General features: G+C 58.5%; 20 protein-coding genes. 11 read left to right on the forward strand and 9 right to left on the reverse strand.

The window, feature by feature from the left end; all coding sequences use genetic code 11:
* Positions 1-95: 95 nt before the first annotated feature.
* The 3 genes from ACM6I6_RS09300 to ACM6I6_RS09310 form a co-directional block, all read right to left on the reverse strand.
* On the reverse strand, positions 96-359 hold the full coding sequence (locus ACM6I6_RS09300) for an Atu4866 domain-containing protein (RefSeq protein WP_323607283.1): 264 nt from the start codon (positions 357-359) through the stop codon (positions 96-98).
* 122 nt (positions 360-481) lie between these two features.
* Positions 482-1,219, reverse strand: a complete 738-nt coding sequence (locus tag ACM6I6_RS09305; protein ID WP_323607282.1) for an SDR family oxidoreductase — start codon at positions 1,217-1,219, stop codon at positions 482-484.
* A 126-nt stretch (positions 1,220-1,345) separates the two neighbouring features.
* On the reverse strand, positions 1,346-1,915 hold the full coding sequence (locus tag ACM6I6_RS09310; RefSeq protein WP_323607281.1) for an NAD(P)H-dependent oxidoreductase: 570 nt from the start codon (positions 1,913-1,915) through the stop codon (positions 1,346-1,348).
* A 144-nt stretch (positions 1,916-2,059) separates the two neighbouring features.
* On the opposite strand from ACM6I6_RS09310, the gene ACM6I6_RS09315 reads away from it, so the two are divergent.
* The gene (locus tag ACM6I6_RS09315; protein WP_414919791.1) at positions 2,060-2,968 is read left to right on the forward strand and encodes a LysR family transcriptional regulator; all 909 of its coding nucleotides are present in this window, start codon (positions 2,060-2,062) and stop codon (positions 2,966-2,968) included.
* Between the two features lie 92 nt (positions 2,969-3,060).
* Here ACM6I6_RS09315 and ACM6I6_RS09320 read toward each other — a convergent pair whose 3' ends face one another.
* Positions 3,061-4,005, reverse strand: coding sequence for a helix-turn-helix domain-containing protein (locus ACM6I6_RS09320; protein WP_323607297.1), 945 nt, complete (start codon positions 4,003-4,005; stop codon positions 3,061-3,063).
* A 261-nt stretch (positions 4,006-4,266) separates the two neighbouring features.
* On the opposite strand from ACM6I6_RS09320, the gene ACM6I6_RS09325 reads away from it, so the two are divergent.
* The 5 genes from ACM6I6_RS09325 to recX all read left to right on the forward strand — a co-directional run bounded on the left by ACM6I6_RS09325 (position 4,267) and on the right by recX (position 8,446).
* Positions 4,267-5,031, forward strand: coding sequence for an SDR family NAD(P)-dependent oxidoreductase (locus tag ACM6I6_RS09325; protein WP_414919792.1), 765 nt, complete (start codon positions 4,267-4,269; stop codon positions 5,029-5,031).
* Between the two features lie 624 nt (positions 5,032-5,655).
* The gene (locus ACM6I6_RS09330) at positions 5,656-6,222 is read left to right on the forward strand and encodes a glycoside hydrolase family 19 protein (protein WP_274073308.1); all 567 of its coding nucleotides are present in this window, start codon (positions 5,656-5,658) and stop codon (positions 6,220-6,222) included.
* A gap of 105 nt (positions 6,223-6,327) precedes the next feature.
* Positions 6,328-6,828 carry a CinA family protein gene (locus tag ACM6I6_RS09335; RefSeq protein ID WP_274073309.1) on the forward strand — a complete coding sequence of 167 codons (501 nt, stop codon included), beginning with the start codon at positions 6,328-6,330 and terminating at the stop codon, positions 6,826-6,828.
* A gap of 83 nt (positions 6,829-6,911) precedes the next feature.
* Positions 6,912-7,970 carry a recombinase RecA gene (gene recA, locus ACM6I6_RS09340; protein ID WP_008060630.1) on the forward strand — a complete coding sequence of 353 codons (1,059 nt, stop codon included), beginning with the start codon at positions 6,912-6,914 and terminating at the stop codon, positions 7,968-7,970.
* An 8-nt stretch (positions 7,971-7,978) separates the two neighbouring features.
* The gene (recX, locus tag ACM6I6_RS09345) at positions 7,979-8,446 is read left to right on the forward strand and encodes a recombination regulator RecX (RefSeq protein WP_414919793.1); all 468 of its coding nucleotides are present in this window, start codon (positions 7,979-7,981) and stop codon (positions 8,444-8,446) included.
* 43 nt (positions 8,447-8,489) lie between these two features.
* Here recX and ACM6I6_RS09350 read toward each other — a convergent pair whose 3' ends face one another.
* Entirely contained in the window at positions 8,490-9,608 is a 1,119-nt protein-coding gene (locus tag ACM6I6_RS09350) for a TIGR00730 family Rossman fold protein (protein ID WP_414919794.1), read from the reverse strand.
* 483 nt (positions 9,609-10,091) lie between these two features.
* Here ACM6I6_RS09350 and ACM6I6_RS09355 point away from each other — a divergent pair, with 483 nt between their 5' ends.
* Positions 10,092-10,286 (forward strand): hypothetical protein, encoded by a 195-nt coding sequence (locus tag ACM6I6_RS09355; RefSeq protein ID WP_180203236.1) that lies wholly within the window; start codon positions 10,092-10,094, stop codon positions 10,284-10,286.
* A 1-nt stretch (position 10,287) separates the two neighbouring features.
* Here the strand turns inward: ACM6I6_RS09355 and ACM6I6_RS09360 are convergent, their stop codons facing one another.
* Positions 10,288-10,710: a PA3611 family quorum-sensing-regulated virulence factor gene (locus ACM6I6_RS09360; RefSeq protein WP_274073312.1), complete on the reverse strand. Its 423-nt coding sequence runs from the start codon at positions 10,708-10,710 to the stop codon at positions 10,288-10,290.
* A gap of 183 nt (positions 10,711-10,893) precedes the next feature.
* Between ACM6I6_RS09360 and ACM6I6_RS09365 the strand changes: the two genes are divergently transcribed.
* From ACM6I6_RS09365 to ACM6I6_RS09375, 3 genes are all read left to right on the forward strand, one after another.
* Positions 10,894-11,637: a tRNA-uridine aminocarboxypropyltransferase gene (locus ACM6I6_RS09365; protein ID WP_274073313.1), complete on the forward strand. Its 744-nt coding sequence runs from the start codon at positions 10,894-10,896 to the stop codon at positions 11,635-11,637.
* 219 nt (positions 11,638-11,856) lie between these two features.
* Positions 11,857-12,507, forward strand: a complete 651-nt coding sequence (gene erdR / locus ACM6I6_RS09370; RefSeq protein ID WP_034149864.1) for a response regulator transcription factor ErdR — start codon at positions 11,857-11,859, stop codon at positions 12,505-12,507.
* A gap of 76 nt (positions 12,508-12,583) precedes the next feature.
* Positions 12,584-12,946, forward strand: a complete 363-nt coding sequence (locus ACM6I6_RS09375) for a diacylglycerol kinase (RefSeq protein ID WP_034149863.1) — start codon at positions 12,584-12,586, stop codon at positions 12,944-12,946.
* Here ACM6I6_RS09375 and ACM6I6_RS09380 read toward each other — a convergent pair.
* Entirely contained in the window at positions 12,943-13,869 is a 927-nt protein-coding gene (locus ACM6I6_RS09380; protein ID WP_274073314.1) for a LysR family transcriptional regulator, read from the reverse strand. The genes ACM6I6_RS09375 and ACM6I6_RS09380 overlap by 4 nt on opposite strands.
* Positions 13,870-14,008: 139 nt before the next feature.
* On the opposite strand from ACM6I6_RS09380, the gene fpr reads away from it, so the two are divergent.
* Positions 14,009-14,788: a ferredoxin-NADP reductase gene (gene fpr, locus ACM6I6_RS09385; RefSeq protein WP_008054100.1), complete on the forward strand. Its 780-nt coding sequence runs from the start codon at positions 14,009-14,011 to the stop codon at positions 14,786-14,788.
* Between the two features lie 128 nt (positions 14,789-14,916).
* On the opposite strand, the gene tsaA is transcribed toward fpr, so the two are convergent.
* Both tsaA and ACM6I6_RS09395 read right to left on the reverse strand, forming a co-directional pair.
* A complete protein-coding gene (gene tsaA, locus ACM6I6_RS09390) occupies positions 14,917-15,615 on the reverse strand; it encodes a tRNA (N6-threonylcarbamoyladenosine(37)-N6)-methyltransferase TrmO (RefSeq protein WP_414919795.1) in 699 nt (232 codons plus the stop codon).
* A 168-nt stretch (positions 15,616-15,783) separates the two neighbouring features.
* Complete coding sequence (locus ACM6I6_RS09395) at positions 15,784-16,554, reverse strand: SDR family oxidoreductase (protein ID WP_274073316.1); 771 nt, start codon at positions 16,552-16,554, stop codon at positions 15,784-15,786.
* Positions 16,555-16,629 lie beyond the last annotated feature (75 nt).

Genomic DNA, 16,629 nt, shown 5'->3' on the forward strand with positions numbered 1-16,629 from the left:
AAAGCTGACAGTGGCGATAGGCAGAAATTTGCCAAAAGCAGCCCCGTCCCGACCACAGTTGCCGCCATTCCGTTGTTAGTTGCCAGCACTGAATATCAAGTATTTTCCTCTTCCACATAGAGAACCATCCCGGCGTGATAGAGAACCCCGTCACGGAACTCACCGTCGGCGGTGAAGCCTGTGTCGTCCACATACTCGATACGGTTTCCTTCGAGCCAGTAGCTTCCCTGGTAGGCACATTTCTTATCGCCACGGGCCTCGGCATAGCGGCCACCGGTAAGCAGCTCATGACGTATGCGGCCATCCACGGTAACCCACATACCGACATACTTGTTTTGATCGCTTGAAGAACCAGTCATATCGTTGCTCCTTGATAGGGTTAATACGCTGATCGCCTCCCATGGCATTCGGTATTGAAGCCAGTCAAATTGACGAGCTGGAGCGCCAGGCAGCGAGGCCTGCGTGGCAATTGCACATTCCGTTAGAAAGGGCTCGCCGTGGGCCGAACGATCAGTTCGCTTACATCCACATCCGCAGGTTGTTCCACGGCATAGGCAATCGCTCGTGCTATGGCGTCGGCCGAAATCGCGATTTTGCGAAACGCCTTCATTTCTGCGCGACCGCCCTCGTCAGAGATGCTGTCGGCCAACTCGGACTCGGTGACACCCGGCGCGATGACCGTAACCCGAATGTCGCCTCCAACCTCTTGGCGAAGGCCTTCCGAGATGGCCCGGACAGCGTACTTGGTGGCGCAGTAAACGGCCGCAGTCGGACTTACTGCATAGGCACCAATAGACGCTATATTGATGATCTGCCCGGCCCGTTGGCGCTGCATAAGCGGCAACGTAGCGGCGATACCGTGCAGAACTCCGCGAATGTTCACGTCAATCATACGGTCCCACTCATCCACCTTGAGTGCCTCGAGTTTGGAAAGAGGCATCACACCCGCGTTGTTCACTAGCACATCGACCCGATCGAACCGGGTAACGGCGAAGGCGATGAAGTCCTGGACATCCTTTCGGTCGGTGACGTCCAGCGCACGAAATTCCGCCTTGCCGCCGGAGGCATTGATCTCGCCAGCAATGATTTCAAGTCGGTCGGTACGACGAGCGCCGAGCAGCACTTTTGCGCCCTGGCTAGCCAGCAGTCGCGCAGTAGCCTCACCAATACCGCTGCTTGCGCCGGTGATTGCGATGACTTTGTCCTTGATGTTCAACATGATAGGTTTCCTCTGCCGTTTGCCCAGGAAGCGGGCCTCGAAACAAGGTTAGGGACGAGCAACATGTTTGCGTTAGTCGAATACTGCGTAACCCTTGCCCATTTCTGCAGCGGCGACTTCCGCCGCTTACCCCACCCGTTCATAGCGCATTTGTTCCCGGGCAGCTTTCAGGGCTCTAGCCCACCAATTGAGCTGTACCAGCATTCGAGCCATTGAAAGCCTGGCTTGATCAGTCTGAAATATTGCCTCAGCCCCCACGGTTAGCCCCCAGGGATCAGGGAAGGACACGAAATTGCAGATGGGTACCGCGTGCTGTCCGGCCAGGATCTGGCGAAGCTGACTGATCGCGCACAGTCCACCCGATACTCCGCCATAACCGATGAATGCCACCGGCCTTGCGTGCCAGCAATCCGAAACCTGGTCAATGAATGCCTTCAGCGCGCAGTGATGAACATTGCCCTGTTCCGAGGTAATGATCAGGAATGCATCAGCTTCGGCCAATTGGCGCAGAATTTCCCGTCGCTGTACGACTGCCGCATTGTCAGACCTGCCCAGGAAGTTGGCGGGTTCTAGTAACCAAGGTTCGAACTCTGCACGTTGCGCTAACACATCAGTCGCCCACTTCATCAGCGCAGGCTGTGAACCTTGTTCATCCTCACCACTGTGAATCAGGGCCAGTTTTATCTCGCTGTTCATCTCATCCTCCAGACTTGGTATCCAAGTGGTGGCACGTCATTTGCTGAAATTTACCTCCGTCTTTCAGCCTCTGGATTAGAGTATGAGTGGCAACACGGCAGATATAGCCGGGTCTGGGGCATACAACTTGTGACTTGAATTCATATGAGACGGCTGGACATAAACTGCTTCGCTGAAATGAACGTGTTCGTCAGGGTCGTTGAAGACGGCGGCTATACGGCTGCCGCCAAGAACTGTGCACTGACCCCATCAGCGGTCAGCAAGCTGGTCTCAAGGCTGGAAAACCGCCTGGGAGCGCGTTTGCTCAATCGCTCGACAAGGCGACAGTTGCTCACGCCTGAAGGCGCTGCATTCTATGAGCGCAGCCTGACGATCCTGGCGGCGCTTGATGAAGCTGAGCAGGAAGCAGCAGCCAGCTCCGCCCCCCAGGGAACAGTGCGGGTCAACTGCAACGTCGATATCGGGCGTTTGTACCTGCTACCGCTATTGTCGACGTTCCTGCAACATCACCCTGGCGTATCGGTGGAGGTTTTCCTCAGTGACGAAGTCGTCGACCTGATCAGCGCACGAGCTGACGTGGCCATTCGCAGCGGCCCACTCAAAAGCTCCAATCTCGTGGCCAGGCGCTTGGGCGAGACGAGAGGCCTCATCGTGGCATCACCGGCCTACCTTGCGGCACGCGGCACACCAAAAATTCCAGCCGATCTTGCAGACCACAACTGTCTGGGGTTCACCTTCAGTCAGCCGATGATGGAGTGGAGTTTCGTGAGCGATGGCGGCCAACTGACCCCGGTATCCGTTACCGGCAACGCACGGGTCAGTGACGGCAACGGAGTACGAGAACTTGCAATCCTCGGGCTCGGCCTTGCCCGCGTAGGGTTTTGCCAGGTTGAGCAAGATCTGGCGCATGGCCGACTGGTTTCGGTTTTAGAGGGTTTCATGCCCGTCGCGAAGACAGAGGTGCATGCGGTTTACGTAGGGCAAGGAGGAAAATTGCCCACACGTGTCAGAGCCTTCATGGATTTTCTGGCAACGAACCTCAAGATCCACTAATCGCAACGGGCTGATAACGCGCGGCCACTTTCGTGTGCAGGCGGATACGCAAGCGGGATGAGCGCCTCAAGGTGCAGAGCTCGCGGGACATGTCACGCTTGGCGGTAGGCGCTGGGTGTGACACCGACCTCGCGACGAAAAACCTGGGAGAAATGGCTGGGGCTGGAGTAACCCACTTCCAATCCAACATCAATAATGCTGCGATCGGTCTCGCGCAGTAGATGTCGGGCGCGACTCATGCGCAGGCGAATGAAATACTGTGATGGCGACAGTCCCGTGGCGCGCTTGAATATCCGGCTGAAGTGATACTCGCTCAAATCAGCGATATGAGCCAAATCCGCAAGGCGAAAGTCATCGGCCAGGTGCTCGTTCATCGCATCGATGACGCGTCGCAGCTTGTACGCTTGTAGTGCGTTGCCGCGACGGACAGTGCTATGCGGATCGAGATAACGGCGTATCAGGTGGACGGTCAGCGCCTGAGCCAGGCTGTTAACGAACAACAGGCTGGGCTTGCGCTCCTCGATCAACTCGAAGCGCAACTGATTCAACATGAAATTCACCCGCTCATCCTGGGCACCGGAGATATCGAGGAAGGTCACCGCAGCGGTGTGCTCGCCCAGAAGATCACGGGCAGCCCGGTCGATCAGGGGAAGGCCGAGATACAGATGCATCACTTCGAAGGTGTCGCACCCCGTTGTCTGCCAGCGCATTTCGTAGGGCTCGCTTGTGTTGGTGAGAAAGAAGTCGCCAGCCTGCACCTTGACGGCTTTCCATTCCCCACCAAGGGAGCGTTCCTCGACCCTGGCCATGCCTGCCAGGACCAATACCAGCAGAGGCTCCACCACGGCAGGCACCAGTATTGGCTCGACGGTGCTGTGATGGCTGAACAACTGCACCATCACATCCTGCATCTGCGGGAGAAGGGGCACCACCCGTGGTGTTCCCGGCAGATGATGCGGCATCGATTCGGCCGTGATGCGCTGAGCATCGATCGGTGTCAGGTCTTTATGATCAGGATGGTGCACAGGAGGCTCCATCGAAAAGCCCTCAGGCAGGGGCTGGCGTTGATAGAGTAACTTAGCATCGTCGTACTCGAGCATGGTTGCCCGGCGGGTCAGCACCCAAGGCAGTATCGGACGCGTAAAGCTTTATCGCTAGCGCAAAACTCCGACAGGTGCGGCAATCCCGCGAAAGCCCGGTTCTCCCCATTGCGAGACAGTAAAGCCGTCGATAACGACAGCGCCTCACGGGCGCTGAGCCGACGAATATCTCGTCGGCTCGCATGGCAGGAGAGCATCATGACCGAGATCAATCACAGCATTTCCAACGAAGTCGACGGCAAAGTCGCGCTGGTCACCGGCGCAGCAAGTGGCATCGGCAAGGCTATCGCACTGTTGCTGCACGCGCGTGGCGCCAAGGTCATTGCGGAAGACCGCAATCGCGCCGTCGAAGAACTTGCCCGCCCTGGGTTAGTGCCGCTGGTGGCCGACATCACCGAAGACGGCGCCGCGGAGCGCGCAGTGGGTTTGGCCGTCGAAACGTTCGGTCGGCTGGACATTCTGGTGAACAACGCCGGGATCATCATCAACAAGTTAGTCATAGACATGACCCGAGAAGACTGGGAGCGCATCCAGGCGGTCAACGCCACCGCCGCCTTCCTGCATTGCCGCGAAGCGGTCAAGGCGATGATGCCTAATAAATCGGGAGCGATAGTCAACATCGCTTCTTACGCATCCTATTTCGCATTCCCAACCATTGCCGCTTACACCGCGTCCAAAGGCGCATTGGCCCAGTTGACCCGCACGCTGGCGCTCGAGGCGATTGGGCATGGCATTCGCGTCAATGCCATCGGCGTCGGCGACGTGGTGACCAACATACTCAACGACGTGGTTGATGACGGCCCTGGCTTCTTGGCCCAGCACGGCGAAGCCGCCCCCATTGGTCGTGCCGCGCAGCCTGATGAGGTCGCCGAAGTTGTGGCATTTCTCGCTTCGGACCGCGCGAGCTTCATCGTCGGCTCCGTGGTCATGGCCGACGGCGGTATGACCGTCACCGCGGGCTGATCAACTGACTCGGCATTTAGCATTTTGAGCACATTGTCTGAAGCACTTTATGGACAATAGTTGATCAGGATTGCTTGCAGACATTAGGGCGTCTTTTCGGCGCCCCTCTTGTTACCCAAGAGCAGGGTAAGCTGAAATTTAGCTCAAGGGTTGCCAGTTTGATTGTTGAAGAATGATCGGTGAGAAACTGCCTTCGACGATGACTGAAAAGATCCTGGTTTCTTAGAGAGTACCAAGTTGATAGGCCGCTATTGGCCGATTGTTGCCTGTTGCAAAGGGCAGTTACCAACCCATAGCGACCGTTGAGAATGTGGAGCCATGAATTATATAGGCCTGTCTAAGTGAGTCGCCCCCAATTCCGTAAATATGGGCTTAATCAGCGCGAGTTCCTAAAGGCCACCGGCGCCAGCCATTTCGATTGAGATAATCGTGCTTTCTGAAGGGAGCGCTCGTTTCGCAGTCAAATACGAGTAGCGTTCTCGCCAGATGCAAAGATCGCGCGGCACAACACGGCGCAACAATTGCCGGCGAGGCTTATGTGGGGCAGGCCTGTAATCTTGTGCTCAGGGTGCGGCGCTCCCAGCCCCACCTTGCGAATTTCATGCATCAATCAAGGAGCGAGCGATGCACCTCACCGAGCAACAGTTACTCATGATTTTTCCAGGCGCCCGCACTCAAGCAGGGGCGTTCATCCTGGTCCTCAATAACGCCATGGCGCGCCGTAATATCAGTACCCCCGGGCGCATCGCCGCCTTCCTGGCGCAAATCGGCCACGAGTCCGGGCAGTTGCAGCATGTGCGAGAGTTGGGCAACGAGAAGTATTTCGAGAAATACGATACCGGGGACTTGGCCGAGCGCCTGGGCAATTCTCCTGAGCCCGACGGCGACGGACAACGCTATCGGGGTCGTGGCCTGATCCAGGTCACCGGCCGCAGTAATTATCTGCAGTGCAGTCGGGCGCTGTTTGCTGATGAGCGCTTGTTGCAACAACCCGAACTGTTGGAACTGCCACAGTGGGCCGCCGAATCCGCGGCCTGGTTCTGGGAGCGAAACGGCCTCAATGAACTGGCCGACGGCGATGAGTTCAACCGTATTACCCGACGTATCAATGGTGGCTTGAACGGGTTGCAGGATCGTTTGCTGCTGTGGGACCGGGCAAAGGCCGTGTTATGCCCGCCTGCAAGCCCGTGAGGCCTGTGTCAGAGCGCTTGCCCGCGCACATCTAGATAGTCCGTCACTTGCAAGCGCTACTCGCTCGTGTACGTTAGCCTCATTCCGTCCGATCAGGAGTTGACCGTGAAAGAAATCACTCAGCTGGCCGCTGAACTTGGCAGGCGTCTGCAGGTTCTCAATGCCCACGTCACCGCCGCCGAGTCCTGTACGGGCGGCGGTATCAGCGAGGCGATTACCCGGATACCGGGTAGCTCGGCGTGGTTCGAGGCCGGTTATGTCACCTATTCCAACCGCCAGAAGACGCTTCAGCTGAATGTCCCGACCGAGCTGTTTTCAACGGTGGGAGCGGTCAGTCGGGAGGTGGTCGAGGCCATGGTCCGTGGCGCACAGAAAAAAAGCAGTGCGCGTTTTGCCGTGGCGGTCAGCGGGGTGGCAGGGCCGGACGGCGGTTCTCCCAGCAAGCCGGTGGGCACCGTTTGGCTGGCGTGGGGCGTCGACGACCAGGTGTTCAGCGAGGTACAGCACTTCGCCGGTAACCGCGACGAGGTCCGCCGACAAACGGTGAAGGCCGCGCTAGAGGGGCTGCTGCGCCATGCCGCGGGAGAAATCTCAAATCAGGGGTAGGCGATCCGCAAACGCTGTGGAATAATACTGTCTACTTATACAGGTGTTGGCCGTCAGGCCTTATTGATTACGTGAGGACTTTAATGGACGACAACAAGAAGAAAGCCTTGGCTGCGGCCCTGGGTCAGATCGAACGTCAATTCGGCAAGGGTGCCGTAATGCGTATGGGCGATCAGGACCGTCAGGCGATCCCGGCCATCTCCACTGGCTCTCTGGGTCTGGACATCGCTTTGGGCATTGGCGGTCTGCCAAAAGGCCGCATTGTTGAAATCTACGGTCCTGAATCTTCCGGTAAAACCACACTGACCTTGTCCGTGATCGCCCAGGCCCAGAAAGCCGGCGCGACCTGCGCATTCGTCGATGCCGAGCACGCCCTGGACCCTGAGTATGCCGGCAAGCTGGGCGTCAACGTCGACGACCTGCTGGTTTCCCAGCCAGACACCGGTGAGCAAGCCCTGGAAATCACCGACATGCTGGTGCGTTCCAACGCGGTTGACGTGATCATCGTCGACTCCGTGGCAGCGCTGGTGCCAAAAGCTGAAATCGAAGGCGAAATGGGTGACATGCACGTGGGCCTGCAAGCCCGCCTGATGTCCCAGGCGCTGCGTAAAATCACCGGTAACATCAAGAACGCCAACTGCCTGGTGATCTTCATCAACCAGATCCGCATGAAGATCGGCGTGATGTTCGGCAGCCCGGAAACCACTACCGGTGGTAACGCGCTGAAGTTCTACGCCTCGGTTCGTCTGGATATCCGTCGCACGGGTGCGGTGAAAGAAGGTGATGAAGTCGTCGGTAGCGAGACCCGCGTCAAGGTTGTAAAGAACAAGGTGGCTTCGCCGTTCCGTCAGGCCGAGTTCCAAATTCTTTACGGCAAGGGCATCTACCTCAATGGCGAGATGATCGACCTGGGTGTGCTGCACGGTTTCGTTGAAAAGTCCGGTGCCTGGTATGCCTATAACGGCACCAAGATCGGCCAGGGTAAAGCCAACTCGGCCAAGTACCTGGCGGATAACCCGGATATTGCCGCAACGCTCGAGAAACAACTGCGTGACAAGCTGCTGTCGCCGGCTTCGGTAGCGGACGCCAAGGCTTCTGCGGTAAAAGAGACCGAAGACGATCTGGCTGACGCTGATATCTGATTGATCCGATGACCGCCGTACTCGATACCCTCGTCGCGGTGCGGCGAACCGCAATGGACCTGCTCGCGCGACGCGAGCACGGTCGAGTCGAGCTGACGCGTAAACTGCGTCAGCGCGGCGCTCTCCCCGACATGATCGAAACAGCACTCGACCGGTTGACGGAAGAGGGCTTGTTGTCCGAAGCCCGCTACCTTGAAAGCTTTGTTTCCTACCGTGCCCGTTCCGGCTATGGCCCTTTGCGCATTCGTGAAGAGTTGGGGCAGCGCGGCCTGCAACGCAGCGACATCGAACTCGCCTTGCGCGAGAGCGGCATCGACTGGCAGGAGCAGCTGCAGGACACCTGGCGGCGCAAATTCTCCGGGCACTTGCCTATAGACGCTCGGGAGCGTGCCAAGCAAGGCAGGTTCCTGGCGTATCGGGGATACTCCATGGAAATGATCAGCCGCTTGTTCAGCGGCCGAGGGATGGACGATTGACTGAAACGGCCCGCTATTTCGATAGCGGGCCGTTTTTTTTGCCTCACAGGACCTTTACTGGCTCTCGCGTACGCGGCTGCACTGTTGGTTGGTTTTGTGCCCAGTTTTCCGCCAGGTTGATGTAATCCACCAGCTCGCGCAGTCGGCCTTGATTACGGGCGGTGAAGGTGAAGGCCAGTCGCGCCAGGTGACTGAACTGTGCTTCATCGTGCTCTTCGCCGTTGTAGGCATGTTGATGGAATTGATCACTCAGGCACAGGTCGGCGAATGCCTCCTGCATGTGTTCGAGTGCCTGGTCACTGAGCTTGTGGTTCATGCGAATCACGAACTGATGCTTGAGCCAGCGGCTGGAGTGGTAATTGCTGTAGAACTGGTTGATCTGCTCCACCGCTTCTTCGGCACTGTAGACCAGCTTCACCAGCTTCATGTCGGCGGGCAGGATGTAGTGGTTTTCCTCCAGTTGCTGGCGGATGAAGTCCAGCGCGCCCTGCCAGAATTTGCCGCCCGGCGCGTCCAGCAGTACCACGGGCACCAATGGGCTTTTACCTGTCTGGATCAGCGTCAGGACTTCCAGCGCTTCGTCCAGGGTGCCGAAACCACCCGGGCACAACACCAGGGCATCCGCTTCCTTGACGAAGAACAGCTTGCGCGTGAAGAAAAAATGGAAGGGCAGCAGGTTGGTCGTGCCCTGGACGGTGGGGTTGGCATGTTGCTCGAAGGGCAGGGTGATGTTGAATCCCAGGCTGTGCTCAAGGCCAGCCCCTTCGTGGGCCGCGGCCATGATGCCGCCTCCCGCACCCGTGATGACCATCATGTCCGAGCGCGCCAGGGCGGCGCCGAGTTCCCGGGCGAGGCCATACAAGGGATGTTCCACTGGCGTGCGTGCGGAGCCGAAAACAGTGACCTTGCGTCGCCCCTTGAACTGCTCCAGCACCCGGAACGCGTGCTCGAGTTCGCGCAGGGCCTGCAGGGTTATCTTGGCATTCCAGCGGTTGTGGTCTTCCTGGGCCATGCGCAGCACAGTCAGGATCATGTCGCGGTAGATCGGGATGTTCGGGCTATTGGGTGAAACCAGGTTGAGCTGTTCTTCGACCTTGCTGATGAGGTCGTGGCCGCTTTCTTGAAAATGACGGCTCAGGAGGTCATTCGGTTGGTAAGGCATTCAACTTCTCCTTCTGCACAGAGCCATCGGCGTCGACCCTTCAGCGTCTACGCCACGCCACTTCATGTGGCGCTGTCTGCCCAGGCCCATGCCTGGGCGATCCACTTGACCCGACCGGTGATCGAGTCATCCATACCGGCTCTGTTTTTCCCTTGGATGAAAGAAACGTTCACACAGCGCAAGGTGTAACGGGCGGCACCTTTTCATGCCATGACAAATGAACGTGGATACCTGAAATCTAGACCCTCGCGATGATTCGTGCTGCCTTGATCATTGCGCCGCAAAGTCTTTCCTGGCAACCGTTTATTGACGATTTGCAAGGTGGTTTCACCGCTCGTCTGAACCCGCCCCGAGTGTGCTGTGCTCTGATTTACTAAGTTACAGGTACTACACGACAACTTGGCGTCAAGGGCAGGGCGCAAGGTACAAGCGGTTATAGGATTTTTCGTTCATTACGAGCGAAGTGCAGGGAGCCGGTAAGCCATGGCCAGGGTCATTCTGGAGATCGATACGCAACTGTATCGATTGCTGAAGTCATCAGCCGAGATCAATCATTTGAGTCTCGAGGAGGAGTGCTGCCGGCGTCTTATGGGCGCGGAGCGGCGTTCACGCTATTTGCAGGCGCTGGTGGCGGAACTGCGCGCCGAGGATGAACAGCGGCGCGCAAAATCCCACTGACTTACTTTTTCTTCTGGGTCGCTTTCGGGCAATCCGATTCCTGGTAGCTGGCAGAGCCCACCGCACGGTTGGTCTTGACCTCGGTGAAGTCATAACGCATGACCGCGCCCTTGGCCATCAGCTTGCGGAAGGACGGGTTGTTGCAGACCGAGGCGCCAAGCTGGAAGTACACGGCCTTGGGGTCGGCGCGCATTTTGTTGGCGTGACTGCTTTGCACGCTCAGGTGGTTGATCAGCGTATTGCCCTCGACCGTGTAGCCCTGATCGAGAATGTCTTCATTGATCGCCCGTGGAGTGCCGACGCTGCTCTGCGTGGCGACGTTGCGCAGCTCTCTGTTCAGATTCTGCTCACTCAAGGACGCAGCCTGAGCGTTGAAGGACGACGCCAGCAGAATGGCAGCGGTGGGAACGATAAGGCGCAGCATGAAACTCTCCTGGTGCAGTGATGGGGGTTTGACCCATCACATGACTGTGCGTTCAGTGGCGGCGAATTATAGGGGAGCGGGCCTGGACGGTACAGGTTTGCTCTGGTGGGTCTGGTAAACTGCCTGCACTTTCACCCTGCGAGTGCTTTTCGTGTCGATCTCTTTTTTCTGCCGTGGCCTGCGATGAACCATGCCCCCAACGCCGTAGCCCGTCTGCGCGACCAGCGCGAAGAGGAAGGCATCAAGCCGATCCAGGCCCGTGGCTGGCGGGCGACTCGTTGCCGCGCGTGCCGCGTGATCGAGAGTCACTGCCTGTGCGCCTGGCGTCCGCAGGTCGAGACCCGCTCCGGAGTGTGCCTGATCATGACCGGCAAGGAAGTGTTCAAACCCAGCAACACCGGCTGGCTGATTGCCGATGTGGTGCGTGACAACCATGCCTTCATCTGGTCGCGTACCGAGGTCGATCAACAGTTGCTGGCGTTGCTGTCCGACCCGCAATGGCAGCCTTATCTGGTGTTCCCGGGTGAATATGTCGCGCCTGAGCGGGTGACTCACAGCGTGGCAGTCGATGACACCCGGCGACCGCTGTTCATCTTGCTGGACGCGACCTGGACCGAAGCCCGCAAGATTTTCCGCAAGAGCCCTTATTTCGACGCGCTGCCGATCCTTAGCCTGTTGCCCGAGAAGCTCTCGCGCTATCAATTGCGCCGTTCCACCCGCAGCGAACACCTGTGCACCGCGGAAGTCGCGGCGTTGTGTCTCGATCTGGCGGGCGATGGCGAGGCGGCATCGGCACTCGATGCCTATTTCGATGTGTTCAGCCAGCATTACCTCGACGCCAAGCGTCAGCTGGAAATGAATGTTTCGACCCCGGCGCACACCGAGTTGATGGCCTATGTTCAGCCAGCAGTGGTATTGATGGACTGATTGTCGCCGATGCTGCAATAAAGTGTGCCGGCCATGTCGCTTGACCACCCCGGTTTCGCTGGGCATGCTTGGCGCCGATTAGGGTGCGGCCAGAGTTTGAAACGCCGTTTTTTGCGTTGAACGTGCCCTGTTGGTGCAGCTCCGTGGCTGTTACCTCGAGTTGTTTTGGCGATGCCCGAATGCATCGGGCGTCCCATGAAAAACAGGATCATTTGAAAAATGGCCACATACGAAATCCTGATTGCCGATGACCATCCGCTTTTTCGTTCCGCCCTGCATCAAGCGCTGACCCTGGGCCTGGGCCCGGATGTGCGCCTGGTGGAAGTGGCGAGCATTGCCGAGCTGGAGACCCGCCTGACCGAAAAGGCTGACTGGGACCTGGTGCTGCTGGATCTGAACATGCCGGGTGCGTACGGTTTTTCCGGGTTGGTGCTGTTGCGCGGCCAGTATCCGCAAATTCCTGTGGTCATGGTCTCGGCCCAGGAAGAAGCGACGATCATGGTGAAATCCCGGGAATTTGGTGCAAGCGGTTTCATCCCCAAGTCCAGCGACCTGAGTGTCATCCAGAAAGCCGTGCGCGCGGTGCTCGATGGCGATGTGTTCTGGCCACCGCAGGCGTTCGAAGCCGTCAGCGTTTCAGATGAAGCCAAGGCGGCGAGCGAAGGCCTTGCCAGCTTGACGCCGCAACAGTTCCGGGTGCTGACCATGGTCTGCGAAGGGTTGCTGAACAAGCAGATTGCCTACGAACTGAGTGTGTCCGAAGCGACCATCAAGGCCCACGTCACCGCGATTTTTCGTAAGCTGAATGTGCGCACTCGCACCCAGGCGGCGCTGCTGCTGCAACAACTTGAGTCAATTTCAAGCCATTAAGCGCTGGCACCTTCACGCTTTTTTGACTTTGGTTAATCTAGCTTTCCCACTCCCTTTTTTGGTCAGTTCCTACTCTATGTCACCTTTCAAAGGCCAGACCGGCCTGAAACGTATCCTCAATGCTTCCGGCTACTCGCTGGACGGCCTGCGCGCAGCCTTCACCGGCGAGGCGGCTTTTCGGCAACTGGTGTTGCTCAACGTCATCCTGATCCCGCTGTCGTTCTTCTTGAACGTGAGTCGTGTCGAGCAGGCGTTGCTGATTGCGGTCTGCCTGCTGGCGCTGATCGTCGAGTTGCTCAATTCGGCCGTGGAAGCGGCCATCGACCGCATTTCCCTTGAATTGCACCCGTTGTCGAAAAACGCCAAGGACATGGGCAGTGCCGCGCAATTCGTCGCCTTGACCATGATCGCGCTGGTCTGGGCGGTGATCCTGCTTTAAGCGATCGCTGGCAGGACGATCTCGTCGCTGCGCTGCACCCCGGCGGTGAACGCGCGGCACAGGTCGAGGAACTCACGCATCGCCGAGGTCTGGTACTTCTGCTTGTGCCAGATGAAATAGAACTGTCGCGCCAGGTCCAGGTCCGGGGTCTCCACCGCGACCAGGCTGCCGCGACGGAACGCATCCCGCAGCGCCAGCCGCGAGATGCAGCCTATCCCCAGGCCGGACTCCACGGCGCGTTTGATGGCCTCGGTGTGTTCCAGCTCCAGGCGGATGTTCAGCGCGCTACGGTGATGGCGCATGGCCTGGTCGAAGGTCAGGCGCGTACCTGAACCTTGTTCACGCAAGATCCACGCTTCATGGCTCAGTTCCTCCATGGTCGCGGTGCCGCGTTTGGCCAGCGGGTGCTGTGGCGCGCAAAAGACCACCAGCTCATCTTCGACCCAGCTTTGCACTTCGATGTCCGGGTGGCTGCAATCGCCTTCGATCAGACCCAGGTCAATTTCGTAGTGGGCGACCTGTTGCACAATGTTGGCGGTGTTCTGCACATGCAGCTTTACCTGGCTTTCCGGGTGGCGCTGCATGAAACCGCCGATCAACAGGGTCGCAAGGTAGTTGCCAATGGTCAGGGTTGCGCCCACCGCCAATGAGCCGAAACCCGACTTGCCATTGAGCAGGTCCTCGATCTCCTTGGCCTGGTCGAGCAGGGCGACCGCCTGGGGCAGCAGCTGTTTACCCAGGGCGTTGAGGCTCAGGCGTTTGCCGGCGCGATCGAACAGCTGGCAGCTGCACTGGCGCTCCAGCTCGGTGATCGATGTGCTCGCCGCCGACTGCGAGAGGTTGAGCAGGCCCGCAGCACGGGAGACGCTTTCCTGCTGGGCGACGGCGACGAACACTTGAAGTTGACGGAGAGTAAATCGCATATCGATATAACCGATAACCCTTATCTTAATAATCCAGTTAACAGATATTGTCGGCGCTATTAGAATGCGATGCAATTGCGCACCGCCGGTCTCTTCCTGAAAGAGCAAGCGCAGACCCAATCTCCAGGAGTCCCCGTACATGAGCAACATGAACCACGAGCGTGTCCTCAGTGTTCATCACTGGAACGACACTCTGTTCAGCTTCAAGTGCACCCGTGATCCGGGCCTGCGCTTCGAGAACGGTCAGTTCGTGATGATCGGCCTGCAACAGCCCAATGGCCGCCCGCTTATGCGCGCTTACTCGATCGCCAGCCCGAACTGGGAAGAGCATCTCGAGTTCTTCAGCATCAAGGTGCCTGATGGTCCGCTGACTTCCCAGCTGCAGCATCTGAAGGAAGGCGACGAGATCATCATCAGCAAGAAGCCTACCGGCACGCTGGTGCTGGATGACTTGAAGCCTGGCAAACATTTGTACCTGCTCAGCACCGGTACCGGCCTGGCGCCGTTCATGAGCGTCATCCAGGACCCGGAAACCTACGAGCGTTTCGAAAAAGTGATCCTGTGCCACGGCGTACGTTACGTCAATGAAGTCGCCTACCGCGAATTCATCACCGAGCACCTGCCGCAGAACGAGTTCTTCGGCGACGCGCTGCGTGACAAGTTGATCTACTACCCGACCGTGACCCGCGAGCCGTTCGAGAACGAAGGTCGCCTGACCGACCTGATGCGCAGCGGCAAGCTGTTCAGCGACATCGGCCTGCCACCGATCAACCCGCAGGACGACCGCGCCATGCTGTGCGGCAGCCCGAGCATGCTCGACGAGACCAGCGAAGTGTTGAACAGCTTCGGCCTGAAGGTTTCGCCGCGGATGCGCGAGCCGGGTGATTACCTGATCGAGCGTGCATTCGTAGAGAAATAAGCACCAGCAACCGCTTTTGTTTTACCTGTGGGAGCGAGCCTGCTCGCGATGGGGGTGTCAGTCGACATTAATGTTGGCTGTCACACCGCAATCGCGAGCAGGCTCGCTCCCACAGTTGTTTGCGGCGTTCAGGCTTTTGCGGGAATGATTTCAAGGACCCGGATCAGCTCCGGACTCGGATAGTGCCAGCGCACATCCACATCCCAGAACTGCGCACCATATTCCCGTTCCGGCGCAGGCGTCTGGTACGCCGGACGCGGATCTTGCGCCAGGCATTGCTCAATCAGCTCAACCAAGGGCTCTGCAAGGCGCTGAGCATGCCCGTGAGCCTGTTGCAGGGCCGAGTCCGTCCACTGCACGGCGATAAGCGACGGCGCAGCGCTGGCGATACTGTTGCTGGCTGTGTCGATGATGTCTGCATATGGCACGTAGGGTTTGATATCGAGGATCGGTGTGCCATCCAGCAGATCGATCCCGGATATCCACAGGCGATCAGCTTCGACCTTGTCCAGTTTGACCACGGACTGGCCAATGCCATTGGGCCGGTGGGTAGCGCGCGTGGCGAACACGCCCATGGATTTGTTGCCGCCCAGGCGCGGAGGGCGGACTTTGAGTCGTGGCTTTTCCTCCAGGGCATGGTGGAACAGGAACAGCAGCCACACGTGGCTGACCTGCTCCAGGCCCTGTACCGCGTCCCCTTTATCGAATGGTGCCACCAGTTCCAGTACGCCACGGGCGGCCGGGGCCAGTTGCGGCTGGCGAGGAATGGCGAACTTCTCCTTGAAGCAGGAGTGCACGAAGCCGATGGGGGAAACGCTGTAGGTCATGGTTTAGGGTCTAGGCAGAATTAAGGCGCGCATGATAACCCGTTCGACCAGCATTCAGTTGTGCCTGTGCCGGCCCCTTCGCGAGCAAGCCCGCTCCCACATTTGATATAGGGTACACAGGAGATCAGTGTGGGAGCGGGCTTGCTCGCGAAGGCCGTAACGCCGATTTCAGAGGCTGAACCCACCATCCAGCGGAATGATGTTGCCGGTCATGTAGGCCCCGGCCGTACTCGCAAGACTGATGGCCAAAGCCGCCATCTCTTCCTCGCGGCCCCAGCGCTTCATCGGGATCAACGCGGTGTCCTGCGCCAATGCCTGCTCATCATTGCCGATATGCTGGGTCATTTTGCTCGGAAAGCGCCCCGGTGCGATCACATTGACGTTGATGTGCTGGCTCACCAGTTCCCGCGCCAGGATCCGCGACAGTTGATGCAAGGCCGCTTTGCTCGGCCCGTAGGCATAGGCCTGTTCGCCAAAGGATGAAATCCCGGCGACTGAACCGATATTGATGATCCGTGCCGGGTTCGCAGGCGAACCCGCCTTGCGTAACAGCGGCAGAAATTGCTGGATGCAGTTGAATACTGACGTCACGTTCAGTTGCATGACCTTTTCCCAGCCCTTGATCGGGTAGCTCTCCAAGGGTGCCCCCCAGGTGGTCCCGGCGTTGTTGACCAGGATATCTAGGTGGGTCATCTGCTCTCCCAGTCGCGTGGCCAGTTGCTGCACGCCTTCTTCCGTGGCCAGGTTGGCGGCCACCGCGTGACAGCGTCCGAGCGCACCGAGCTCATCGGCGGTTTGCCGGCAGGCTTCGACATCGCGGGCACAAACGTAGACGGTAGCGCCAGCCTCGACATAGGCCTTGGCGATCATTTTGCCGATGCCACGGGTGCCGCCGGTCACCAGTGCGGTGCGGCCTTGCAGGGAGAAGTAGGGATGCATGGCGAATCCTGAGGGCTGAAGGTCATTACACCCTAGTCGTCAGTCGCGGTCAGCGGAGCCATTATTTTTGCGCGG

The sequence above is a fragment of the Pseudomonas sp. IT-P218 genome (assembly GCF_949767605.1).
GTDB classification, from domain to species: Bacteria; Pseudomonadota; Gammaproteobacteria; order Pseudomonadales; family Pseudomonadaceae; genus Aquipseudomonas; species Aquipseudomonas putida_AE.